The 22,019-nt window shown below is 60.1% G+C and carries 21 protein-coding genes and 3 tRNA genes; 16 read left to right on the forward strand and 8 right to left on the reverse strand.

Features of this window, described 5'->3' with window-relative positions:
- The first annotated feature begins 9 nt into the window (after positions 1-9).
- Both CF15_RS00490 and CF15_RS00495 read left to right on the forward strand, forming a co-directional pair.
- Positions 10-705: an RNA 2'-phosphotransferase gene (locus CF15_RS00490; protein WP_058370050.1), complete on the forward strand. Its 696-nt coding sequence runs from the start codon at positions 10-12 to the stop codon at positions 703-705.
- 26 nt (positions 706-731) lie between these two features.
- A complete protein-coding gene (locus tag CF15_RS00495; protein WP_058370051.1) occupies positions 732-1,535 on the forward strand; it encodes an SDR family oxidoreductase in 804 nt (267 codons plus the stop codon).
- A 13-nt stretch (positions 1,536-1,548) separates the two neighbouring features.
- On the opposite strand, the gene CF15_RS00500 is transcribed toward CF15_RS00495, so the two are convergent.
- Both CF15_RS00500 and sfsA read right to left on the reverse strand, forming a co-directional pair.
- On the reverse strand, positions 1,549-2,349 hold the full coding sequence (locus CF15_RS00500; RefSeq protein ID WP_083494387.1) for an HAD-IIA family hydrolase: 801 nt from the start codon (positions 2,347-2,349) through the stop codon (positions 1,549-1,551).
- Positions 2,346-3,098 carry a DNA/RNA nuclease SfsA gene (gene sfsA / locus CF15_RS00505; RefSeq protein WP_058370053.1) on the reverse strand — a complete coding sequence of 251 codons (753 nt, stop codon included), beginning with the start codon at positions 3,096-3,098 and terminating at the stop codon, positions 2,346-2,348. The genes CF15_RS00500 and sfsA overlap by 4 nt, the downstream gene beginning before the upstream one ends.
- A 100-nt stretch (positions 3,099-3,198) precedes the next feature.
- Between sfsA and CF15_RS00510 the strand changes: the two genes are divergently transcribed.
- From CF15_RS00510 to CF15_RS00530, 5 genes are all read left to right on the forward strand, one after another.
- On the forward strand, positions 3,199-3,573 hold the full coding sequence (locus CF15_RS00510) for a class II SORL domain-containing protein (protein WP_058370054.1): 375 nt from the start codon (positions 3,199-3,201) through the stop codon (positions 3,571-3,573).
- 370 nt (positions 3,574-3,943) lie between these two features.
- The gene (locus CF15_RS00515; protein ID WP_058370055.1) at positions 3,944-6,649 is read left to right on the forward strand and encodes an ATP-binding protein; all 2,706 of its coding nucleotides are present in this window, start codon (positions 3,944-3,946) and stop codon (positions 6,647-6,649) included.
- Positions 6,646-7,773 carry a hypothetical protein gene (locus CF15_RS00520; RefSeq protein WP_168371182.1) on the forward strand — a complete coding sequence of 376 codons (1,128 nt, stop codon included), beginning with the start codon at positions 6,646-6,648 and terminating at the stop codon, positions 7,771-7,773. The genes CF15_RS00515 and CF15_RS00520 overlap by 4 nt, the downstream gene beginning before the upstream one ends.
- Positions 7,774-7,835: 62 nt before the next feature.
- On the forward strand, positions 7,836-8,180 hold the full coding sequence (locus CF15_RS00525; protein ID WP_058370057.1) for a hypothetical protein: 345 nt from the start codon (positions 7,836-7,838) through the stop codon (positions 8,178-8,180).
- A 26-nt stretch (positions 8,181-8,206) separates the two neighbouring features.
- The gene (locus tag CF15_RS00530) at positions 8,207-8,899 is read left to right on the forward strand and encodes an RNA-binding protein (protein ID WP_058370058.1); all 693 of its coding nucleotides are present in this window, start codon (positions 8,207-8,209) and stop codon (positions 8,897-8,899) included.
- Between the two features lie 29 nt (positions 8,900-8,928).
- On the opposite strand, the gene CF15_RS00535 is transcribed toward CF15_RS00530, so the two are convergent.
- A complete protein-coding gene (locus CF15_RS00535) occupies positions 8,929-9,768 on the reverse strand; it encodes a Rossmann-like domain-containing protein (protein WP_168371183.1) in 840 nt (279 codons plus the stop codon).
- 48 nt (positions 9,769-9,816) lie between these two features.
- On the reverse strand, positions 9,817-10,617 hold the full coding sequence (locus CF15_RS00540; protein WP_070807795.1) for a metal ABC transporter ATP-binding protein: 801 nt from the start codon (positions 10,615-10,617) through the stop codon (positions 9,817-9,819).
- A gap of 79 nt (positions 10,618-10,696) precedes the next feature.
- On the opposite strand from CF15_RS00540, the gene CF15_RS00545 reads away from it, so the two are divergent.
- The 4 genes from CF15_RS00545 to CF15_RS00560 are packed head-to-tail and all read left to right on the forward strand — an operon-like array spanning position 10,697 to position 13,910.
- Positions 10,697-11,674, forward strand: coding sequence for a metal ABC transporter substrate-binding protein (locus tag CF15_RS00545; protein WP_058370061.1), 978 nt, complete (start codon positions 10,697-10,699; stop codon positions 11,672-11,674).
- Positions 11,675-11,704: 30 nt separating this feature from the next.
- Positions 11,705-12,571, forward strand: coding sequence for a metal ABC transporter permease (locus tag CF15_RS00550; protein WP_058370062.1), 867 nt, complete (start codon positions 11,705-11,707; stop codon positions 12,569-12,571).
- A 10-nt stretch (positions 12,572-12,581) separates the two neighbouring features.
- On the forward strand, positions 12,582-12,986 hold the full coding sequence (locus tag CF15_RS00555) for a CopG family ribbon-helix-helix protein (RefSeq protein WP_058370063.1): 405 nt from the start codon (positions 12,582-12,584) through the stop codon (positions 12,984-12,986).
- Between the two features lie 45 nt (positions 12,987-13,031).
- Positions 13,032-13,910: a protein-tyrosine phosphatase family protein gene (locus CF15_RS00560; protein ID WP_058370064.1), complete on the forward strand. Its 879-nt coding sequence runs from the start codon at positions 13,032-13,034 to the stop codon at positions 13,908-13,910.
- Here CF15_RS00560 and CF15_RS00565 read toward each other — a convergent pair.
- The 3 genes from CF15_RS00565 to CF15_RS00575 all read right to left on the reverse strand — a co-directional run bounded on the left by CF15_RS00565 (position 13,907) and on the right by CF15_RS00575 (position 18,196).
- Positions 13,907-16,006 carry a S16 family serine protease gene (locus CF15_RS00565; protein ID WP_058370065.1) on the reverse strand — a complete coding sequence of 700 codons (2,100 nt, stop codon included), beginning with the start codon at positions 16,004-16,006 and terminating at the stop codon, positions 13,907-13,909. The genes CF15_RS00560 and CF15_RS00565 overlap by 4 nt on opposite strands.
- A 64-nt stretch (positions 16,007-16,070) precedes the next feature.
- Complete coding sequence (locus CF15_RS00570; RefSeq protein ID WP_058370066.1) at positions 16,071-17,234, reverse strand: trans-sulfuration enzyme family protein; 1,164 nt, start codon at positions 17,232-17,234, stop codon at positions 16,071-16,073.
- Between the two features lie 17 nt (positions 17,235-17,251).
- Positions 17,252-18,196, reverse strand: a complete 945-nt coding sequence (locus CF15_RS00575; protein ID WP_058370067.1) for a homoserine kinase — start codon at positions 18,194-18,196, stop codon at positions 17,252-17,254.
- 155 nt (positions 18,197-18,351) lie between these two features.
- Here CF15_RS00575 and ppcA point away from each other — a divergent pair, with 155 nt between their 5' ends.
- The 5 genes from ppcA (at position 18,352) to CF15_RS00600 (ending at position 21,641) form a co-directional block, all read left to right on the forward strand.
- The gene (gene ppcA / locus CF15_RS00580) at positions 18,352-19,860 is read left to right on the forward strand and encodes a phosphoenolpyruvate carboxylase (protein WP_168371184.1); all 1,509 of its coding nucleotides are present in this window, start codon (positions 18,352-18,354) and stop codon (positions 19,858-19,860) included.
- 245 nt (positions 19,861-20,105) lie between these two features.
- Positions 20,106-20,183, forward strand: a tRNA-Val gene (locus CF15_RS00585).
- Positions 20,184-20,354: 171 nt separating this feature from the next.
- Complete coding sequence (gene speE / locus CF15_RS00590) at positions 20,355-21,272, forward strand: polyamine aminopropyltransferase (protein WP_083494390.1); 918 nt, start codon at positions 20,355-20,357, stop codon at positions 21,270-21,272.
- A 90-nt stretch (positions 21,273-21,362) separates the two neighbouring features.
- Positions 21,363-21,493: transfer RNA gene (locus CF15_RS00595), tRNA-Ser, on the forward strand.
- A gap of 60 nt (positions 21,494-21,553) precedes the next feature.
- Positions 21,554-21,641 (forward strand) — tRNA-Leu (locus CF15_RS00600).
- A gap of 7 nt (positions 21,642-21,648) precedes the next feature.
- On the opposite strand, the gene CF15_RS00605 is transcribed toward CF15_RS00600, so the two are convergent.
- A complete protein-coding gene (locus tag CF15_RS00605; RefSeq protein ID WP_168371185.1) occupies positions 21,649-21,984 on the reverse strand; it encodes a hypothetical protein in 336 nt (111 codons plus the stop codon).
- Positions 21,985-22,019: the final 35 nt, after the last annotated feature.

Below are 22,019 nucleotides of genomic sequence, written 5' to 3' on the forward strand. Positions count from 1 at the left end.
AGCGGGGTCATGGGGGCTCCTAGGCCCATCTACCGCTGCCGGGTCTGTGGCGTCTTCACTGAGGAGCCGGTGCACTGCGGCAAGCCTGCCGAGCTATTCATGACGCCTGAGCAGCGGCTCCGGCTGAGTAAGCTGATGAGCGCCCTCCTCCGCCACATACCTCATGAGGCGGGGCTCCAGCTGGACGAGCAGGGATGGGTCAGGGTGGAGGAGCTGGCCAGGGCTATTAGGGAGAGGTGGAGGCGACGCGACCTCTACCAGTGGGTAACGCCGGAGCATATAGTCGCGGTTGCCCTCCTCGACCCGAAGGGAAGGTTCCAGCTCTCCGAGGACATGCGCCGCATACGGGCAGCCTACGGCCATAGTATCCGCTTAAGGCTCGGCTACCGCCCCCTCAGCAGTAGGGAGCTGCCCCAGGTCCTCTACCATGGCACTGTTGTGGAGAACCTCCGGCCAATACTGAGGGAGGGCCTCAAGCCCATGAAGAGGCTAATGGTGCACCTCTCCGCCAGGCCCCAGGAGGCCCTCGAGGCGGCCAGGAGGCATGGAGACCGCGTAGTATTGCTGCATATAGACCCCCAGTGCCTAGCCAGCCGGGGCATCCCTGTGTATAGGGCTAGCCACGTGATGTATCTCGCCTCCCATGTGCCCCCAGAGTGCATAAAGAGGATTGAACGTCTCCAGGGCATGGAGACCCCCGTTTAAGAGAAGGGCCCGGGGCAGGGGCCGCATTGAGCGCGAAGTTCAGCCTCAACGGGCTACGTGTGCTGGTAACAGCCTCCACCAGGGGCATAGGCTTCTACGTGGCCCGGGGCCTTGCATCCTGGGGTGCCAGGGTAGCCATAGTGGGGCGCAGCAGAGAGTCGCTGACAAGAGCTGCCAGGGAGATAGTGAAAGCCTCCGGGGAGGAGCCCCTAGCGCTCATAGCCGATATGAGGAGGAGGGAGGACCTGGAGCGGCTCGTAGATGAGGCGTGGAGCGGCCTGGGAGGCCTAGACGCCCTCGTATTCAATGTTGGCAACGTGTCCTGCGAGCCATGCTACCTGGACCAGGCGGGCTACGAGGACTGGATGGAGGCTGCTCAGCTCCACCTCATAGCCCCGGGCTACCTGACGAGCCTCCTCCTGCCGAGGTTTCTCGAGCAGGGCCGCGGCTCGCTCATATACCTCTCATCGGTGACCGTTAAGGAGCCGATGCCGCACTTCACGCTCGCCGACACGGCCCGCGCGGGGCTGGTGCAGCTCGCCAAGAGTCTCGCCCGCCACTACGGCGGCAGGGGTATACGGGCGAACACCATACTCATGGGCAGCTTCGATACCCCTGGCGCCAGGAGCAACATAAGGAAGCTGGCCGAAATGAAGGGGGTCGAATTTGAGGAGGCGTGGCGCCGCTGGGTGATAGAGCTCACCCCTATGAGGAGGGTCGGCAGGCCGGAGGAGATAGCGGGGCTTGTAGCCTTCCTGCTGAGCGACGTGTCGGGCTACATCAATGGCTCTACGATAGTCATAGACGGGGCTATGACGGGGTGCGTGTAGCCCCTCCCGGGGGCTAGAGGGGCAGGCGGGAGAGCGTCTCCACCCTGTAAGTGGCGCTACAGCGGTCTCCCCTCTCTCCGGCTACACCAGTTAGCACGAGCACGCTGTCTATGCCAAGCCTCCTGGCGGCCTCTATGTCGGTGTCGCAGCGGTCCCCTATTGCCAGAGCCTCTCCCGGCTCTACGCCCCTCTCCTCAAGCACAAGACGGTACATGTAGGGGTTGGGCTTCCCGGCCACAAACAACGCCCTTGTACCGGTGGACCTCTCGAGCGCCGCTAGTATTGCCCCCGCGCCGGGCACATCGCCCTTCTCGGCAGGCATTGAGGCGTCGTCATTGGCTGCCACTAGCTTGGCCCCGCACCTTCTCACAGCAGTGTGGGCAGCCTTAAGCCTGGAGTAGGTGAGGTTCCTATCCAGGCCCACGACTACATAGTCTACCGGGCAGCGGCCTCCATCCGCAGCGCTCAACACTATATGGCCCTGGGCTAGTAGCTCCTCGACAAGCCCCTCCTCGCCCAGGGCGAGTGTTCTTGAGGGGCCCTCCTGCTCTCTGATCCAGCGCGCCACGGCATAGCCGCTAGTAACTATATCGTTCACAGCCACGTTGAATCCCATTATCTCTGTGAGGCGCTCCGAGTACACCCTCCTACTCCTAGTGGAGTTGTTGGAGACGAATACTATGGAGGCTCCCTTCTCCCTCGCCCTCTGCAGCCACTCGATGTTTTCCCGGAGGAGCCTAGACCCCCTCCACACGACGCCGTCAAGATCGACAAGGAGCAGCCTATATCTATCGGCCAGGCCCAACACGCTCATCCCCGTAGAAGCCCTCTATGGCTCCTGGAATCTCGGGGCCGCCTTAGCACGACCGGGAGGTCGGGTGCATATAGCCTAACCCCCCGCCTCTCAGCGTCGAAGTTCAGGCCCAGCGCCTTCACAATTACGCCCGCTTTAACGGCCTCCTCCACGAGGCCCGGTATCTCGGGGTCGCCCTCGGGGTTCGGGGCGAAGCCCCGGGCCCCGGGCAGCGCGGCTATAAATACAAGGGCAGCCCTTACACCCCGCCGAGCATGCTCTATAAGCTCGCGTATGTGCCTCCTACCGCGCTCAGTCGGGCAGTCCGGGTACATGGCTAGGCCGCCGGGCCCCATAAGCACGGCGCTCTTGGACTCCACGTAGACTTCTCCAGCCGGGCAGCGGAGCAGGAAGTCGAGCACCGAGCCCCCTAGTCGGGGCCTCCTCGAGGCCACCCTGCAGCCGGCTGCCCAGGGCACCAGGCCCTTGTCTACGGCGGCGGCGAAGGCATCCTCTTGTAGCCTGGTATCGACAACGGCGTAGCCACCGTTGTACTCCACTGCTATAAGCCTGAGCCTCGTTTTACCAGGCCTCCTGGCCGGTATGCAGAGGGCTCGGCGGCCCGGAGCCAGCACGTCGGCAAGTCTTCCGGTATTGGTGTTGTGGGCGAGTATCCTCTCGCCGCCGGCTTCCGCCTCGACGACGAAGCGGTTAACCCTGCGCAGCAGCCTACACTCTATCAGATTGTCAACCTGCAGTACTATGCTCAACACTGCGCCTCCCTTCTCGCTGAGCCTCGGACATGCATGTGCGTCGCTACCCTTTTATTCTGTATCAAGTTAACTCTTGTTAAACCGGAGGCTGTGGGCCATGGCCAAGGCGTTTGGCGAGCTAATATACACTCGGGAGGCCGGGGGCCCGGCCGCGTCTAAGGCAGAGACCCATGCGCCCAAGATAGAGGCGCCGGAGAAGGTGAGGAAGGGCGAGCCCTTCAATGTGACCATTAAGGTAGGCCCGCACCCTAACGAGGTGCAGCACTCCATACGCCGCCTCGAGATATGGTTCCAGGAGGAGGGCCGCGCCTTCAACCCGATACATATAGCCACCATAGACCTTGAGCCGGTGTACGCAGAGCCCGAGATAACTATAACTATTAAGCTGGAGAAGAGCGGCACCCTCTATGCGCTCGGCTACTGCAACCTCCACGGCCTCTGGGAGTCCCGCAAGGAGATAAAGGTAGAGTGAAGAGCCCCAAGTACTTCTTTTCCTGCAGGCCCGGCCTCTCCGCTTCCTCGGCCGCCGAGAGGCCCTTTTTGCCGGACACCGCGCCCTGGCTGTATAAGCCTCCACCTCTGTACTGCACGGCCGCGCCGTCCCGCCCACTCTCTGTACGGCTTCTCTAGGCATAGGGCCAACGGGCTGTGCTTCTCCCGGCGCTCCACCCGGCTAGGGGGAATCAGCACTCAAGACCCTCTTCACAGCCCGGCGCTGCCTCGGTGCAGGGCTCCGTAGGCGCGGGGTCATCACATCCAGCGTTACAAGTCCCTATGTGTCTGAGGGTTTTTACTACTCCGGCTTGGCGGCTAGGACTATACCTCGCTAAGGGACCCTCTGGATGGAGACCAGCTGCCTTGAGACGGGCTGGTGTGATCTAAGCGAGGAGCACCGTAGGATAAGGGCTGCTCTCGAGGGTCTCCTGGCCAGCTATGTGAGAGGCGACGCCGACGAGTACTGGATGCCGGTTATAGTGGCTCCCTACGGCTCCGGGAAGACTACGCTGCTCCGCCACCTGGAGTGGTACGCTGGGAGAATAGGGACCAGAGCGCTGAGGGTCGAGCTATCAGACATAGTCGAGTATATCATAGAGCGGCATGGCAGCGTCCATGAGTCGGAGCTGCCTAGAGTTCTGGAGGAGTATGCTAGAGAGAAGCTGGGCAGAGGAGACGGTGTAACGGTACTCCTCGTGGACGAGGTGGAGGAGAGCTACGACCTCCTACGCGGAGTGGTGGAGTATGAGACCTCCCCCTTCCGCGGCGTCGCCGAGGCGATAAGGACCCGTAGCACTAGTGTATACCTCGTGCTCGCCTTCGGCCCCTCCTCAACCCTCAAGGAGGCCGTCTTTGGCCCCGTGGCCTGGCGCAGCCGCGTCTTCACACTCCCCCTGCTCCCCAAGCAGGTTATAGAGAGGATGGTCAGGGAGAAGCTCGGCGACAGCCTGGGCGAGGCCACGGACTTACTGGCCAACACGGTCTGGTGGGCCTCTAAGGGGCGTATAGCCTGGGCGCGGATGCTGGTAGACACCGTGGCCGCTAAGCTGGCTAGCGCGCTCCGGAGTGGCCCCGAGAAGGTGGAGAGTCTGCTTCTAGGCGAGGAGGCCCTCTCCCGAGAGATAGTCGAGGGGGTGCCGCTCTTTGACAAGACGGGCTACAGGGAGGTCCGGAGGCTTGTCGAGGATAAGGCGCTGGTACCGCTTCTCGCGGCCCTTGTAGGCCCCGTCCCGCTCTCGCTCCTCGAGAAGATGCTGGGCCGCGAGGTGCTGCCCGAGGCCAGCCTGGCCGTGGTGTACTCGAGGACGGCTGTGAGGGTGGAGGATCTCCTCTCTGAGGCGGAGAGCTGGATTACCCGTTACGCGCGCGCGAAGGGCTTCCAGGCCTCCTCAGTAGAACACGCGGTGTCCGCGCTGGAGCATGTGGCGCAGGCCTGGAGCCGCGGCGGCCTCATGATCTACGAGCCCCAGTCGCTCCGCGAGCTGTTCTCCCTGGCGGCCGACGTGGCCAGGGAGATCTACAGTGACGACCCCCACGCGGCTCAGCTCATAGAGGCGCTGAGCCCCGACCTCCTAAGCCCGCCGCTGGAGAGGCTCGACGAGCCAGCGGCGGCGCTCAAGCCAGGTATGGTGGCCCGCATCTACCCCGTGGCCAGCAGCTCGCCTCTGGTGGGATGCGCCAGGAGGGTAGGGCCGAGCCAGGTAGCAGAGGTCGTTGAAACGCTGTCCCTCAGCGAGCTGCTAGACTATAGCGCTAAGCTGTCCGAGGTTTTAGGCCTGGAGAGCATGATCGGGAAGCATGGCATGAAGCTGGCGGTGCTCCCTCTCCGGCTGGCCCAGTCTCAAGCCCGGAGCATAGCCTGCAGGATGCTCTCCGGCGAGCGGCTGGCGGTACTCGTAGTAGACACAAGGCGGGAGCGCAGGGAGGCTAAGCTGCCTAGACTCCTCGAGGCGGTAGCCGATCTCTCCGGCGGCCTAGTAGCCGAGGCGGGGCCAAGGCTGAGCCTCTTCATTTACTCTCTGCTCTACGGCCTCTCGGTGTCTACATCGGGCTGCCTGCCCGAGAACCTGTCTGGCAACGACCGGCGGGCTGTGAATCTCTACGCCGATCTTCTGCGTAGCCTCTTGATAGAGGTGCTTGCATCTAGGGGCAGCCGCGGCCTAGCCAGCATAGAGGCTAGGGCTAGGCTCGTGGAGCGCGAGTACGGCGAGACGGCATACGCCCTTGCAGCGCTCATAGGCTCTGTGGGGGTCGAGCCAGCGAGGAGGATGGTCGAGGAGGCGGCGAGGCTCCAGCAGCGGGCATGGAGCCTGGGCGAGAGGATAGCTAAGCTCCTAGGTGGCCCCGCTCCCCCGAGGCAGGCAAGCCCGGCCAAGGTATTCAGCGAGGTTGAGGGGATCTACTCGCTGCTCGAGAAGAATGGGTACACTGCTGTAGCCGGCGTAGCCGGATCCTGCAGCACCGGCATCAAGGGTATACGGGCTCCACGCATTGTCGCACTGCTGCTCGGCATCGAGAGCTACCGGCCGGAGGAGAACCCGGAGGACCTGGCGGAGCTGGCCGAGAAGCTGCTAGCCTATTCCCGCCGCCTGCCGAGGCACGGTGTGCTCGCCGAGGCGGCTAGGCTTGCTGAAGAAGCAGCCTCGCTCATGGAAGAGGTAGGGAGCAGCGGCCCTGCGCAGGCGCTGGCACGGCTGGTCATGGCGCCGTTTATCCCGGCAGCCTCAAGGCTTGTCGAGGAGCTGGCCTCCCTCGGCAGGGTCTACGAGAGGCTTGAGGCCGAGCTGGCAGCTCTGCCGGAGGCGCTGCGCAGAAGAGCGGAGGAAGCGGTAGCCAGCGACCTCTCTAACGTTAAGAGCCTATCCGAGGCAATGGACTACCTGGCGAAGGCTGTCAGCCTCGTGGGGAGGCTGAGAACTCTCTCCGAGCAGGAGGGCCCTGGGATAGAGGACCTCAAGAACAAGATAATAAGCCTAATTGACTCGATAATTTCTGATTATACCCAGGCTAGCTACGCCGGCCAGGAGGCTAGAGAAGAAGCCCTAGCAGGGTGATACCTATGGTATGGGCGCTTGAAAGCCTCGTAGAGGAGTACGAGGCAGCCCTCAGCTCCAAGAAGTCGATGGAAGAGGCGCTCCACGGTATAGAGGCAAGCCTGGAGACGGCTAGGGCAGCCCTCACGGCACTGCCCGAGACCCTGCGCTACGAGATAGCCGCGAGGCTCAAGACGGTCAGGGACTACGTGGCTGCATCGAGCTACGACAAGGCACGCCTCGAGGCCTCAACGGTATGCAGGCAGGCCCTCCAGGCCCTAGCCAGAGCGGTGGCGGAGGCCCATGTCGAGGTGGAGGAGTGCCCTCCCCCGGATGCCGTCAAGGCAGTAGTGGCTGTGGTTAATGCCAGCGGCCCGCTGGCTCCCGTTACCCGCTCTCTCCTTAGGGCAGGCGCTACAACCTTTAACGACGTAGCATATAATGCTAGACGCATAGCCACCCGCTGGGAGGACGTTAGCAGGCAGCTACTCAGCATCTATAATGCAGGCCGTAGCCTCGAGGCTAGGGAGCTGGCGAAGATCCATGATGTGGTACTGCTGGCGTCAAAGCTGGTAGAGGCTGAGAGCTTCGAGGCCGCTCTAGAGCACCTTGAGGCGGTGGCGGCCAGGCTTACCGAGGTGGCCCAGCTGTTCGAAGCCCTTGGCTCCAGTATGAGCGATCTCTCAGAGGCCCTCAACATATGCCGTGAGGGCATGGGCGCGGAGACGCCGCTCTGCCGCTGGCTCTCCCGGGTGATCGGGAGCATCTTGTCAGCATATGATAGCGCCTCCGACCTCATGAATCTGAGCGGGCTGGAGGACCTCGTGGCGGTTGCAGCGAGGATACGGAAAGCCTACGAGAGGCTAAGCGCTACAAGGCGCTTACTGGAGAAGCTGTCCTCAAGCATTGCATCGGCGGCCGGCGTGGGCGTGGCCGCTTCGAGCATGAGAAAGGCTATGGAGGCTATAGCTGCCGGCAGGGAGCGGCTGGGGCTAACACCCCAGGAGGAGGAGCTGCTCATAGAGCTGGTGGAGCGCGACGTGCTAGACCTGCTCGAGGTGTACCGGCAGGGCAGGGAGCGGCTAGAGGCTGCACTCCGGCTCTGCAGCCATGGACTGGCCAGGTGCAGCCTCCACGCATACTAGCACGTATGAGGCCAGGATATTAGGTCCCCAGCTCGCCCCTCCCGCTCCCCCCGGGGTGGCTGGTGCCGCGCGAGCAGCTTGCCGACACGCTGAAGAAAACCGGGGTATGCAGGAAGGTCGTGGAGGTAGAGGAGTCTAGCGAATGCATCCTCCTCTACTGCAGCGACGAGGACGGCATGCTGATAGCGGCCGCGAGCTACTACGACTGGGTCTACGCCAAGACCGTTGCGGAGGGCGCTATAAAGCCTCACATGTGGCACTGTAGCGACGTCTTCTACACGCCCTACGGCCTCTACAGCTTCTCCAAGAACGTGGAGGAGCTTGCCAGAAAGATAGCGGAGAAGAAGCCCCTCGTCTACGCCCAGATGAGAATGGCGCTCGAGAAGCTAGCCGCGGTCGAGGAGTAGCACCAAGCCCCAGGGGTGCAGTCCTCTTGAGCGATACACGGAGCGACTACCGGATACTCATGGCCGAGCACGCGCTCGGAATGCTGGAGTCCATAATAAAGTCCAAGAAGCTGCCCCTGCCCGTAAACTGGAAGAAGGCCCAGGAGCTACACGCCCAGGCGCGCTCTATCCTAATGCAGATGAAGTACAGCTTCATGCCGCCGACGATGCTCGCCCGCAGCGAGGAAGCCAGGAAACTCCAGGAGATTTCACGGCAGCTAGCCTCCATACTACTGCCGCGAGAGTGGCTTGAGAGAGCCCAGCTAGACCAGAGGGCCAGGCGGGTAATGGCCGACGTAAAGTACGCCATTAGGATGCTCTACGGGCTTCCCGCAAGGCTCAGCCTCGGAGACGATAACGACCCCCTACACGCTGTTGACATAGAATGTGTTGAAGTGCTAAGCGTGGCAAAGCACCCCAACGCCGACAACCTCTACATCACACGTGCACGGGGCGTGTTCACCTACACCGTGGTTACAAACATAAAGGATGTGAGGAAAGGCGACCTGCGAGCCGTGGCGATACTCCCTCCTGTCGAGCTCAGAGGACAGCTGAGCGAGGCGATGTACTGCAGCAGAGGGAGGATAGAGGGCTGCACGCCGGGTAAAAGGCCGCCAATAAGCGAGGTGGAGAGGGGGGAGCTAGAGAAAATAATATATAGCGTACTACGCGGCCGGTAGGCGCTCTACTCCTTGAGGGCCTTATAGCTCTAGTAGCTCTGCCTGCTCAGCCAGACCCACTTGGTAACATGGCTTGATACGCGCCTAAACCCGTACCCGGCTTTTACAAGCTTAACTACGACGTCCTCATTATGCCTTGGGACGCTGACTCCCGCCACGAAGTCTACCCCGAGAGCTTCGGCCCCAGCAGCGTGGAAGCTTGACGTAGGGCCTACGAAGCCGCGTAGACGGGCCCTCTTAGCCGCCTGGAGTACTAGGCCTATGCGTGGCTCCACCAGGCTAGCCCCGCTTGCAAGAACTATATCGAAGTCATCCGCGTCGAGGAGAAGCTGGCTTCCAGGATTTACTTTAAACCCGTCTCTACGAGCAAGCGCCCTATGGGTGGGGTTGTCCTCGTATACTACTACACGGGCTCCTCTCTCGGCCAGCCGGCGTGCAATGCCCTCAATATAGCCCACAAGTGCTACCAGCTCGCCGGGGCCCGGATTAACTATCTCGACCACGTCCCCGCCTTTAACTAGGCCGGGTAGACTAGGAGAGTCCTTGACTAGAGCGTCCGTGGCTGCGTTGACTGCAGCCAGGGCCAGCCCCGTCAGAGTAGGGTGGCCCCAGGCATAGCGTACCAGCTCGGATACCCGTACCTCCCTGAGTACAAGCTCCTCGGGGGGAGGCTCGTAGTCGCCTACAAAGGCTAGCCCCACTCCAGGCCCCCGGAGACGTACGAGAATGAACCTCCTTGCGAGCACTATCTCCTCGATCCTCTCGTCGAGAGAAGGGTAGGCCTCCCTTACAGCTCTTAGAGAAGTCTCCAGGGCTCGCCGGAGCAGGTTATCCCTCGGCACGAGGTCTGGGCTACATCGGGGCTTCAACACAGCATCCTCTGCATGGAGGGCTGTGTAGTACCGGGCGGGGTGAAATCAGTGCTTGTAGCTGACTACCCTATGCTCGTCGCTTATGTGTACATGTTCCTTGACGTATAGTATAGACTCGCCATACACTTCCCTGAGAATGTCCTCCCTTAGCACGATCTCGGGAGGACCAACGGCCACTACCCTACGATTAACAAGTATTATCATGTCTGTATACTTGAGAAACATAATGGGGTCATGGCTGGTCAGGACGACGAGACGGCTCTTTGCAAGCGATGCTATGAGGTTGGCCAGGTCCCGTTTCCCCTTAGGATCCACGGCTGAGAGCGGCTCGTCCATCAGCAGTATTGGCGGCTCATACACCAGGGCCCTGGCTATGAAGGCCCGCTGGCGCTGGCCCCCGCTCAGGCTGCGGAGCGGCTTATGCCATGCCTCCGGGGGCAGGCCGACGGCCTTTAGAGAGTCCTCGATTAGGGCCTGCGTCTCTCTCCAGCCTCTCCTCTGCAGGAGGCGGCGCCGGGCATGTATCTCATACTCTACAAGCTCCCAGGGGGTTACGGGGAAGTGTGTAGCCGTCGTTACTATCTGCGGCACGTAGCCTATAAACCGCCCCGCCTTGCTAGGCCTGGCGGTTACATCTCGGCCGCATACTAGTACCTGGCCGCTTCTTAGGGGTGCCAGCCCGAGGATTGATTTGAGGAGGGTGGTTTTGCCGGCCCCGTTAGGGCCTAGCACCTGCACCAGGGCTGGCCCCTCTAAGTGCAGGTGGTCAACTGTGAGCACAGTCTCGGACCCATAACCTACCTGGAGCGAGTGTATGTCTATCTCTGCCCTGCTGCAGCGCTCCAACACAGGCCCCTGTTGTGCACACTAGCTGGGTAAACATTATAAGTACTGTGCATGAGGAGGCGGATCCGGGCAGCATGCAATGACCTCTAGGGCTGTCATGGCGATAGCGTTAGTAGCCGTAATAGTAGCTGTAGCCGTAGCAGCATATATGATGAGCAGTGGTGGAAGCTCCCCCGCTGCAACCACCGGGAAGGCCGCCCCCACGGCCACGACGGTGTCCACTGCGTTAGGGAGCACCACCGTAACAGGAGGCGGTAAAGGCCTGCTAGTAGCTGTAACGTTCCCCAACCTAAAGTATGACGTAGAGCAGCTGCTCTGCAGCGACGACAGCGTCTATCCGATAGCATCATCGGCTATTGATCCACATGAGTACCAGCTCACACCGGAGGATATAAGTCATGTAAAGAAGGCAGACCTCGTCATCTCACTAGCTCATGCACCATTCGAGCTTAAGCTCAGGGACATCGTTGAGAGCAGTAAGCTGCTAGAGGTCCCCAATATACCTGGTATGAGGTTTCTCATCAACCCGGATACCGGGAAGAGGAATCCCCACATGATAATATACGATCCAGGCAACTACATTGTGTTCGTAAAGGCTGTTGCTGAGAAGCTTTCAGCGTTGAGGCCAAGCTGCAGGAAACACTATCTAGAGAAGGCCGCGTGGATAGAGGAGCAGATAAAAGCTCTAATGTCTAGTATTCCTAAGCTAAACGCTACCGCGGTTGCATCGCTTCCCTACACGCAGTATGCGGTAAGCTGGATGGGAATACGTGTGGTTAAGCTGCTTAAGAAGGATGCGGGTGTCCAAGTCACGCCAAAGGATATAGAGGAGGTAGAGAAGCTGATGAAGGAGGGTAAGGCTAAGCTTGCGGTAATAGCTGTGTTCAATGGTGAGCCTGCAACTCCTGCAGACGAGAAGCTTCTCGAACTAGCAGAGAAGCATAATGTCCCAGTACTCCGTGTGCCATCGCCCTTCGGCCCGGGGACTATGGTCAATAAGCTGAGAGCTGTTGTGACGGATGTGGAGAAGCTGTCTAGCGCGATCCAGGAGAGCTAGCCGAGCGCTTCATGGGGGTGCGTGTCAGCGGTGAAGGGGAGGCATAGAGCCGTCCTTATAGCATTGGTCCTTTCTATTGCAGGCTTCTCCCTATATGGCTACTGGCAGGCTGTGTCAGTTTACCCGGCGGTCTCGGTGCTTGCGGCTGGGCTGGCCTTTGGGCTTATGAGCGGCCTTATAGCTGCCCGCCGCCTCTTCTTCCTGGCGGGTGCTAGTCCCCACTCGGCCCTACTGGCTGCTATAGGCGCCGTCCTACTTGCCGGGGACCTCAACGCGAGGGCTTACGTTGTTGCAACTCCATTGGCAGTAGTGTTGATATACGTGGCAGGCTATATGATATTTAGGGGTTTTGACCCCGATGTGGCTACCTCGGTGCTTGTATCGTTCTCGGCGTCGCTTAGCGTAGTACTGGTCTACTATGCTGAGGCTGTGAGCAGCGGCGCAGAGATCACAGCGGTAGTGTTTGGCGACCCTCTGCTCGTGACTCCCTTTGAGGCCTGGATGACCGTTATAGTGGCTCTCCTCGTGCTGGTCCTGGCGGCTCTAAGCTACCGGGAGCAAATACTCATAGGAATAGAAAGGGATTTGGCCAGGATATCCGGCATCCCAATCTGGCTCTACGACCTAGCATTCTTCACCGTAATGGGCCTGGTAGTGAGCGTTATGGTCCGGGTTGTAGGCTTCGTGCTCGAGCATGTCCTAATGCTCCTACCTGGCGCAGCGGCTGCGATGTCTGCCCGTAGCGCGCGCGATGCAATACTATTATCCGTGGTCTCCTCGGTAACCGCGGCAGGGCTGGGGCTCGCCCTAAGCCTGTTATTAGGAATATCGCCCGCCGGCGCCACGGGGCTAGTCATGCTCACCATCTACATAGGGCTTGTACTGCTGGCACGGTGAGGTGATCTCGTTGTCCGGAAGGAGGCGTTTCGGCGTCTCACTCCCCAGGGCGGTGGCCGACGAGCTTGACTCCCTCGCCATGAAGATGAGGGTAGACCGGTCTAAGCTAGTAGAGAAGGCTCTCATATCGTTCCTAAACGAGTACCGCCACTATCTCAACGACCATGTATGCAGTGGTGTAATGATAATAGTTAGCAGCTTCGATGCCGGCATGGTGGCTTCCCTACTAGACAAGTATAAGGATATAGTTATGACCACAACTCACATACACCTTAACAGCCACTGTATTGAGATAGTAGTTGTTAAGGGGCCCTCGGAGAGGATAGCCGAGATGCATTCCGAGCTCTCCTCTCTAAAGGGATGCAGTGTGAGATACATACCATTCGCGACCGTGCATGGGGGCCTGGAGGACTAGCCCCGCCGGGAGCGCCGCTCCTACCCCCTGGGGGTGCCTGCATGGATGGAGCACTTCACTCCCGCAGAGGGCTTGAAGCCCCGCTGGGTGGTTGAAGGCAGGCTAGCAGTATCCCCTATGCCGAGGCCAGACGACCTAGAGGAGGTGCTGTCCAAGTTCCGTACAGTAGTCTCTCTAGCGTCTCCATCCGAGCACGCTTTCAGCGGGGGCTACGACCCCCGGCTGCTTCAGGGCATGGGTGGCGTGAAGTTCGTCTGGCGGCCTATAGGCGAGTATAACGCGCCTACACTGGTAGAGTTGTCCTACATCATAGAGTCCATTGAGGAGCCTGCGCTCGTCCACTGTCTCCGAGGCTGTGGGAGGAGCTCCACTGTGGCGGCCGCCTGGCTCGTCGCGAAGATGGGTGTGAGGCCGTACCTCGCAGCCGAGTCGGAGGTCGTCAGGACGACGGGCTGCGGGCTTGAGACACTGCCCCAGCGCAGTGTTCTCGAGGCCTACTCGCTCGCTGTGAGAAGCGGTACTGCCAGCGAGCTCTCCAGGAGCCGCGATATCGACGACCCCTTTCCCGAGTATGCCGCACTGCTCTCTCTCAGTCTATCCTCCTACCTGGGCGCTGAGCCGGAGGAGCTGTTCCGCAGCGCGTTAGAGCTTGACACGTCCCTGGCCAGAGCGGCACGGCTGTTAGCCGACATTGCCGGCTACACTGTGGCGGGCATGGCGGCGAGGAAGGCCGGCAAGAAAGTGGCTCTAGAACTCACCATATGGGTTCCGAGGAGATCCCATCCGGCGGCGATACGCAGGATACCACAGGTAGACCATGGGAAGCTGAGCAAAGGTCTTGCCTCGATACTCGCTACTATGGGCGTGGATGTGGAGCCGGTGGTAAGGGTTAGAAAGCCGGAGGATGTGCCCTGGCTCTCTTAGCCTCTCAGCACTCTCCCCAGCAGGGCGCCTAGAGCAAGCGCTATCCCGGCAAAGGCCACGCAGGCTGCCGGCGTGCCTAGGCCCGCGCCTCTCCGTGTAGGTGTATTGTTTGCTGCAACCCCTGCTGTCGTGCTTTTAATGGTTAATGTTGTGGTTTTTTCCAGCGTCTTAGTTAACGTGGTGGTGCTTACCGTTGTGCGCGTATAGTATTTGGGTTTGGTTACTGTAACCGTTTCCTTCGCCGTAACCGTATGTGTTATGGTAACGGTGGTTGCTGCCCCACCCACTCCTCCCGTAGTGGCCCCGGCTGCGGCTGGCGGCTTTGCCCCCGTGCGGCTTCCTCCTATGATGGCCAGGAGCAGTGCATAGCTTGAGGCCTGCACGTAGAGATCGAGCTTGCCTCCGACGTCGACGAGGGTCTCAGCGTACTCTCGGTACATCATTGGGAGGAGTGGGGTGAGCCCGAGGCCCAGCAGCTTCTCGACCAGTATGTCTAGGCTCTTCCTGGATGCATCGAGCACCGATATCCCGGTGTTGAACACCTGGTGGAGCTTCCCGTCGACCTGGGCTAGCCCTTGCACCGAGTAGGCTAGTGCCTGGAGAAGCTGTACCCTATCCCCGGTTTCTGCCGCCTGGGCCGCGAGCTGCTTGGCCTCCGCCACCCTTTCAGCTACGTCGCTCACGTCCACTCCGAGGGTCTGCAGGTAGCTTAATGCTGACTCGGCAAAGTAGGTGTAGGTATCCACTACCCTGGGCAAGGTATCTATGTTTATCGGCTTTCCGCTGGGCGCAGCTAGGGCTAGCTCGAGCCACTGGCTTGCAGTCATTGAGCGGTAGTAGCTGTAGATAGCCTCCTGCAGTGCTTTGTCAAGAATGCTTGCCGCTGCAAGCCCGGAGGACTTGCTCGCCGTCTTCAGCAGTGAGGCAGCTTCCTCTAAGCTCTCATTTGCATCGGAAAGCCTCGAAGCGGAGGCTGTGAGCAGCTGCAGCTCTACATCGCTGATGTCTCTCTTCCCCTCCAGGAATCTATGCATCAGCTTGTATGCGTCGCCGAGCATGGCGCTGGCAGCGTCTATGTAGCTCCTAGCTTCTTCGATTATCGTCGTCGCCGGCTGGTCGCTGGAGAAGGCCTTAGCTATACCGCAAGCATAGGTAGCCTCTATCGCGGCTGCAAAGTATCTCGAGGCTGCAGCGTACAGCTTGCCTGCCGCATCGAGGCTTCGGCCCACGTTAACGCTGTGGCCGGCATCATCTATTATGCCGTGGAGCTGGTCTGCTATAGAACCTGGCAGTTTTGCCAGCAGCTCCTCGGCGCAGGTCAGATTGGTGGAGGCGGCTTCCCGGTATACCTCTATGCTCCTCTTAAGAGACTCCGCCAGCCATGCAGGGTAATTAAGGTTGAGCTGTTTCGGGGTATAGAGCTTATCCCCAGTGGCGGCCTCGTACGCCTCTGCTATGGTGCCCGCCTCTACTACTTTGACCCCAAGCTGCCTGCCAAGGGCAACTACGTCCACTCTATCCCCGGTGTTAAGGTCTATGCTGTAGCGCTGCCCGGCGGGTATGACGAAGACTTTCACACCAGCCTTGGCAGCGGCCTCAAGCTTCTCGGGTACACCGCCCACGGGGCCGAGGGTGGCATCGGGGTCTACCATACCCGTCATCGAGAAGTTCTCCGGTATCCTCTTGCCCCTCAGCGCGGCTATTATCGCGACTGTCATGGCCCCGCTAGCGCTAGGCCCGCCAATGGTTGTCGCGTTGGACTCGAGCCTTATGAAGTAGTCGTAGGAGTAGTAGTTAACCCCAGCCAGTATAGAGGCTACGAGAGCCGCCATGCGGGCGGCTGCTTGTGTGTCCAGCTCGGTCAGCGGGTTAGCGGAGAAGTAGACTATACCGCTACCCGGCCAGGCCACGGTGACTATAAGCCGCGACATAGCCCCCTTGTAGCCTTCCGGCGTCTCTACAACACCGGGTACATTAACTACAACAGTGTTAATCCACTTGTACCCGGGGGCTGTGGATCCCGCGACGGGGGCTACTATGGTAGCCATAGTGAGGAAGAGGAGTGAGAGAAGCACTAGAGGCCTACCTGGCGTCATTGCCCTAGCCCCAGGGCCCTCCAGCCCCCGGGCTTCTGATACAGGTAGCGGTCGCGCTTCCAGCCTAGCCCCGTGCCTTCATAAGTGCTGATTCTAGGTCAGAGATTATGTCCTCCGGGTCCTCTAGCCCCACGCTGAGCCTTATGAGGCCGGGGGTTATGCCTAGCCTCCTCTTCTCCTCCTCGCTGAGGTCCCGGTGGCTGCTCTCATAGGGGTAGGCTGCGAGGCTCTCGGCGCCGCCCAGGCTCGGGGACGGCGTTACCGTCTTCAGCGCCTGGAGGAACCTTTTGGCGGCCTGGGCCCCGCCCTTCAGCTCGAAGGATACGACACCGCCGTAGAGGCCGTTGAATAGCTGCTCCGCGGTGCCGTGGTCGGGGTGCTCGGGGAGGCCTGGGTAGTAGACTTTGGCCACCTCGGGCCTCTCCCGAAGCCATTTTGCTATAGTCATAGCTGATTCGGAGGAGTATCTAACACGTAGGTGGAGCGTCTTGAGCCCTCTGGCGGCCAGGTAGGCGTCTAGAGGCTGGAGTATGGTCCCCATGAGCTTCCTCCATTCCCAGACGCGTTTGCGGAGGCCTGGCTCGCGGCCGCAGATGGCGCCGCCCAGCACATCGTTATGACCGGCTATGTACTTGGTTAGGCTTTCAACAACAATGCTCGCGCCATCCTCCAGCGGCCTGTAGATAACGGGGGTCGCGAATGTGTTGTCGACCACGAGCGTGCACTCCCTGTTAATGCACTCCTTTGCCATCTCTCGTAGGGGTGGCACTCGGAGGGTGGGATTGCCTATAGTCTCTACAAGCACTATATCTCCGGGCTTCATGGCGGCGAGCAGCTCGTCCCATGGTGGCCCTGCGTAGGCAAGTTCAAAGTCCTTACCCACTGTTGTAAGCTTCTCGAGAAGCGTTCTCGTCGAGCCATAGAGAAGCCTGCTCGCGACAATCCTCCTTCTCGGGCCCGCTAAGCTGAGAATAAGCGTGGCTATGGCTGCCATGCCAGTGTTGAATGCAAGGCACCATTCTCCCGACTCTACCTCGGCGAGCGTCGACTCGAGACGCATTGTGGTTGGATTATTCTCGCGCCCGTACTTTATCTCCTCATCGGGGCTGGTTGCTGCCTCGATAAACCGGTATACCACGGAGATGTTTATAGGCGGAACTACGTCCTCTGCGGTGATGGGTCCTTCATGGACCCCGTGTATAGCTCTGGTAGCCTTGTAGCGCTTCATCCCTGCTCCTCTCCCCTCTACCTTATCGCGCTGGCCGGTCCAGCCGTTCTCGCAACCTTCACCTCCTCTATATCGCAGCACTTACAATTCTTAAGCACGCTGTCTGCTACCCTGAGTGCCTTGTCCCGAGTCTCGGTGAGCGCTATCATGGAGGGCCCGGCGCCGCTTATTGTGACACCGAGAGCTCCTGCATCGAGGGCAGCATTCTTTATGACGTCGTAGCATGGTATGAACCTGGACCTGGCGGGCTCTATTATCTCGTCCTGCATCATCATCGCGCCGAAGGTTCTGAGGTCTCCTCGTGCCGCCGCAGCAACCAGCAGCGCCAGTCTACCCCAGTTCCTGGCTGCCCTATCTAGCTCCATCTCCCTGGGGAGTACCTGGCGCATGAACCTTGTCTTTGCGGAGCCTACCTCGGCCCTAGGTATTATGAGGGTCATCCAAGCGTCCACGTCTATGCTGGTAACATGAAGCCTACCGTTCTTGTCAAGCGCTGCTATGGCAAGGCCACCTAGTAGGCTTGCAGCCACGTTATCGTAGTGCGGCTCACCGGCGGCAGCCGCTTCCCCCCGGCCGGCAGCCTCGACGAGAATGCTGTCAGGAACCTTGAGGTCTAGGAGTATCTGGACAGCCTTTACCGCCGCTGCTGCGGAGGCGCCGCTGCTCCCAAGTCCCCGGCCAGGAGGCACACCCTTGTAGATGCGGAGAACTATGCTGTGGCCTTCAATGCTCCTCTTGGCGAGTCTTAGCAGCTCCTCTACCGCTCTGCGGGCGGTTTCGGCTCTGCCAGCTCCATGGGCGTAGGGGCCATAGACGGACTCTACAACCACCTGCCCCCTCCCCGGGGTGAGGCGAGCCTCCACCTCGTCGTAGAACGCCGTATGGGCTATCGCTAGGCTGTCGAAGCCCGGGCCCAGGTTGGCGCTGCTGGAACATGCTCTAACCCTCACGCCTCCGTGCATGCATGACCCCCCGGCACCTCGAGGCCCTTCCTTGCTAGTGTCACTCCCCTATGCCTCGGGGAGCCCTAGCTCTAGGAGAGTAGCTTAAATGTGGGTTTTCCCCCCGGGATGCTGGGGGTAGTGAGGCTGTGCTAGGGTACCCAGTGCCTCTAGCAATGGCTACCCAGCATCCAGACTCCGCAAGCAGAGGGTTTACCGCGGAGGAGGAGGTCGAAGAGGCTCTGCGCGACCTGCTCCCTAGGGATCGTGGAGGCCTAGGGCTGGATGAGAAGATGATAGATTATGAGGGGAAGCTCACGCCTTATCACCAGGTAGCGTGGGTTGTTGAGGAGACCCTCCGCTATGGGCTGCAGCCCGGGGAGGACTTCCTCATAACGCCTAGGATACCCTCGGAGAGGCTTGAGGACCCGGAGCGCCAGGTAATGGTGCTCTGGGGCGTTCTAACAGCCAACAAGAGGTCGATAGTCAGGACGGGCAGCCAGGCAGTCAAGTATATAATAACTCCTATGTGTTCTAGTGGCTATGAGGTTTATGTGCTTCAGCGCAGGATATTCAAGATTCAGAGGCTCGCAGAGGAGGAGCTCGGCGTAAAGACCGGCCACATAGAGGTTATACCGCTCGTTGAGGACATGGAGTCACTCCTGCATGTCGATAAGATACTAGAGGGCATGAAGAACGCGCTGCTAACCTACCTAGGACTGCACTACAGCCACTACCGCGTCCTCCTAGGCAAGTCGGACACCGCGCTAGCTTACGGCCACGTGGCCTCCAGTATAGCTATGGTCTATGCCCTCTCCCGTCTCCACCGCTGGGCCGAGAAGGAGAATACACGTGTACACCCTATAATGGGTGTTGGCGCGCTTCCTTTCCGCGGCCATCTTTCGCCCTGGAGTGTTAGAGAGTTCGTCAAGCAGTATGCCGGCTACTCGACTGTAACCATCCAGTCTGGCCTCCGCTACGACCAGGGGCCGAAGGCCGTAGAGAAGGTGGTGGATGAGCTGCACCGTAATCTTCACGCGCAGCCTAGGCTGCTTAGCCAGGAGGAGGAGAGGCTGCTAATAAGCATAGCCAAGGTGTTCACCGCGGAGTACCTACGCCTAGTGCTGCGTATAGTCGACATAATACCCTATATAGCCAGCTTTGTCCCCCGTAGAAGGGCTAGGCTCTCCCACGGAGAGTATCCACGGAGCATTGAGGCCAGCCTGGCATTCGCGGCGGACCGGGAGCTTCTCTCCATGAAGCCTCCTAGGAGCCTCAAGCTCCCAAGAGCCATATCCTACGCTGCTAGCCTATACACAATGGGTATACCCCCGTCACTCATAGGGTTTGGCCGAGGGCTTAGACGCGTAGAGAAGGAGCTTGGTAGCGATGCTGTCGAGCATCTACTCCATGCACTGCCGCTGCTAAAGCAAGACATAAAATATGATCTAAGGTTCTACGTGCCTGAGGTGGCAGCTAGCTTCATAAAGGATCCTAAAGCCTTTAGCCTCCTTGAGCAGGATGTTGAGATGGCCAAGAGCATTGTCGGAGGCGACCCGCCGGAACCCACCGAGGAGTATGTGGAAGCCCTCAAGAGCGCTGAGCGCGCTATAAGGCTTGGGCTTAAGGAGGCTGCGGAGAAGGCCATAGCCCGTGCAGGCGTCCTCCGCGGGAGCCTGGGCTGAGACCCACCTGTAGGATGAAGCTAACGAGATTCTTCAGCCTCCGCCATACACGCTCATCGCCTGCGCTCGCCCCTAGCGAACGTCATCACCGCTTTCCCTCAAGGCATTAGGGCTGGCGCTTAAAATTGAGCTATGAGAGCCCTTGGACGAGTTATGCTTCCTCACCCTCATCCTGGGGAGCCGGCGTAGAGCTTATAACCACGAGTTAGGATCATGCCATCCTTGGTGCATGGAGGCCCGCGGGCGGGCCCGTCGTCTAGCCTGGTTAGGACGCCGCCCTTACACGGCGGAGGTCCGGGGTTCAAATCCCCGCGGGCCCACCACTCTCCAGCCTCCTCTCAGAGGCTCCTTGCGCTCATTCTGGTGCGTCCTGTCCTGCGCTTCATAGCTGCTTCTCCACCATGCTTTTACTCCCCCTCAAGACGCACTCCCCCTCTTGGGCTTAGGGGAGGGCTCCAGAGCTTTAAGAAAGGCGAGGCTTTGGGGGCGGCGTCTTGGCGCATAAGCTTCCCTGGAGGATAGTGGCCGAGTGGACGGATGAAGGAGAGGCGTGTATACGTAGTGTGAAGAAGATATACGCTGCAGGATCTACGAGGTTCCAGGAATACCTTATAGCTGAGCTTGCAGGCATAGGGAAGGCCCTTGTCCTCGACGGCAAGGTGCAGAGTAGCTTGTTTGACGAGCACTGGTACCATGAAGCCCTGGTACACCCGACGCTGCTGTCTCATCCCTGCCCCCGGCGGGTTCTGGTAATTGGTGGTGGAGAGGGCGCCACTGTCAGAGAGGTGCTGAGGCACAGCTGTGTGGAGCACGTAACCATGGTTGATATAGACAAGGAGCTTGTGGAGCTTGCTAAGAAGCATCTGCCCGAGTGGCACCAGGGAGCTTTCGACGATGAGAGGCTGGAGCTAGTGCTAGAGGATGGACGCAAGTTCCTCTCTGAGACTAGTGAGCGGTTCGACGCAGTTATACTTGATCTGGTGGACCCCATGGAGGGAGGACCGGCGGCTCTCCTCTACACGCTTGAGTTCTATAAGCTCGTCGCCGGCGTCCTGGAGCCCGGCGGGATAGTGGTGACTCAGGCATCCTCGCCGGTGCTCACTCCAAGGGTCTACGCCACTGTAAGGAACACCATGGCCTCGGTGTTCCGTATTGTAAGGCCTTATGTTACCTATGTGAGAAGCTATAATGGGCTCTGGGGCTTTGTGGCAGCCTCCGACGCCGTTGATCCTGCGGCTCTCCGGGCCGCAGATGTGGACAGGCTGATCCGGGAGAGGATTAGGGGGACTCTACGCTTCTACGATGGCGCTACACACGAGTGGATGTTCACTTTGCCAAAACCCATACGTGACAGCCTTGAACGCTACACCGACGTAGCCACCGATAGTAACCCCGTCTATGTTCCTGTATAGGCTGTGCTGGGTTTTTGCGTGGGCTTATGCCCGGGGGAAGCAAGTGTAAAAGCCCCCAGTCCGATGTTAAGGCTATCCGGTCACCTGGGCGCCGGGGTGGCCGAGCGGTCCAAGGCGGTGGGCTCGAGACCTGCATGTATCCCTTTCCGGCTGCCCAAGGCTCCGGGAGACCCACTGCCCCGTGGAGGGGCGCGCGGGTTCAAATCCCGCCCCCGGCGCCACACTTAAGCTTCAAAACCTCCCGGGGGGCTCTGTCCATCCCCCGGGAGGGCCTGCTGGGCGCGGGGGTGCCCGAGCCAGGTCAAAGGGGGCGGGCTGAGGACCCGCTGGCATAGGCCTGCGTGGGTTCAAATCCCACCCCCCGCACCACCCCTACCTACCCTCCATTGTACACCACGGGCCCTATGTAGAGGCTGCCGCCCCTGGTCCTCATTACGTAGACTTGCCTAGAGCAGGCTAGGCTGCCACTCTGGCTGCAGAGTCTCGCCTCGATCCCGGTCACCGGCTCCATTACTGTTATGCAGCCCTCTAGGCTCCGGCAGGCGAGCTTCATTCCCCGTTTGGCTGCCAGGCTGCAGAGCGGCTCTATGCTGCATGGAAGATCTACGTGGCTCTGCCTAGCCCTCATACAGCCCTTCGGATGATAGTGGGCCTTCAGCCTCAGTGCTGACCCGTGTAGCGTGAATATTATCAATAACGGTTTCTTGCACATGGCGGAGGCTCCGCCGACGCGTGCCCGTGCACCAA

The sequence above is a fragment of the Pyrodictium occultum genome, assembly GCF_001462395.1.
Classification (GTDB): Archaea; Thermoproteota; Thermoprotei_A; order Sulfolobales; family Pyrodictiaceae; genus Pyrodictium; species Pyrodictium occultum.

Bases quoted from the DNA above. Each gene is read 5' to 3' on its own strand.
- CF15_RS00490 (WP_058370050.1), top strand. From the start codon at position 10: ATGGGGGCTCCTAGGCCCATCTACCGCTGCCGGGTCTGTGGCGTCTTC.
- CF15_RS00500 (WP_083494387.1), bottom strand. From the start codon at position 2,349: ATGAGCGTGTTGGGCCTGGCCGATAGATATAGGCTGCTCCTTGTCGAT.
- CF15_RS00510 (WP_058370054.1), top strand. From the start codon at position 3,199: ATGGCCAAGGCGTTTGGCGAGCTAATATACACTCGGGAGGCCGGGGGC.
- CF15_RS00515 (WP_058370055.1), top strand. From the start codon at position 3,944: ATGGAGACCAGCTGCCTTGAGACGGGCTGGTGTGATCTAAGCGAGGAG.
- CF15_RS00545 (WP_058370061.1), top strand. From the start codon at position 10,697: ATGACCTCTAGGGCTGTCATGGCGATAGCGTTAGTAGCCGTAATAGTA.
- CF15_RS00560 (WP_058370064.1), top strand. From the start codon at position 13,032: ATGGAGCACTTCACTCCCGCAGAGGGCTTGAAGCCCCGCTGGGTGGTT.
- CF15_RS00565 (WP_058370065.1), bottom strand. From the start codon at position 16,006: ATGACGCCAGGTAGGCCTCTAGTGCTTCTCTCACTCCTCTTCCTCACT.
- CF15_RS00570 (WP_058370066.1), bottom strand. From the start codon at position 17,234: ATGAAGCGCTACAAGGCTACCAGAGCTATACACGGGGTCCATGAAGGA.
- CF15_RS00575 (WP_058370067.1), bottom strand. From the start codon at position 18,196: ATGCACGGAGGCGTGAGGGTTAGAGCATGTTCCAGCAGCGCCAACCTG.
- ppcA (WP_168371184.1), top strand. From the start codon at position 18,352: ATGGCTACCCAGCATCCAGACTCCGCAAGCAGAGGGTTTACCGCGGAG.
- CF15_RS00605 (WP_168371185.1), bottom strand. From the start codon at position 21,984: ATGTGCAAGAAACCGTTATTGATAATATTCACGCTACACGGGTCAGCA.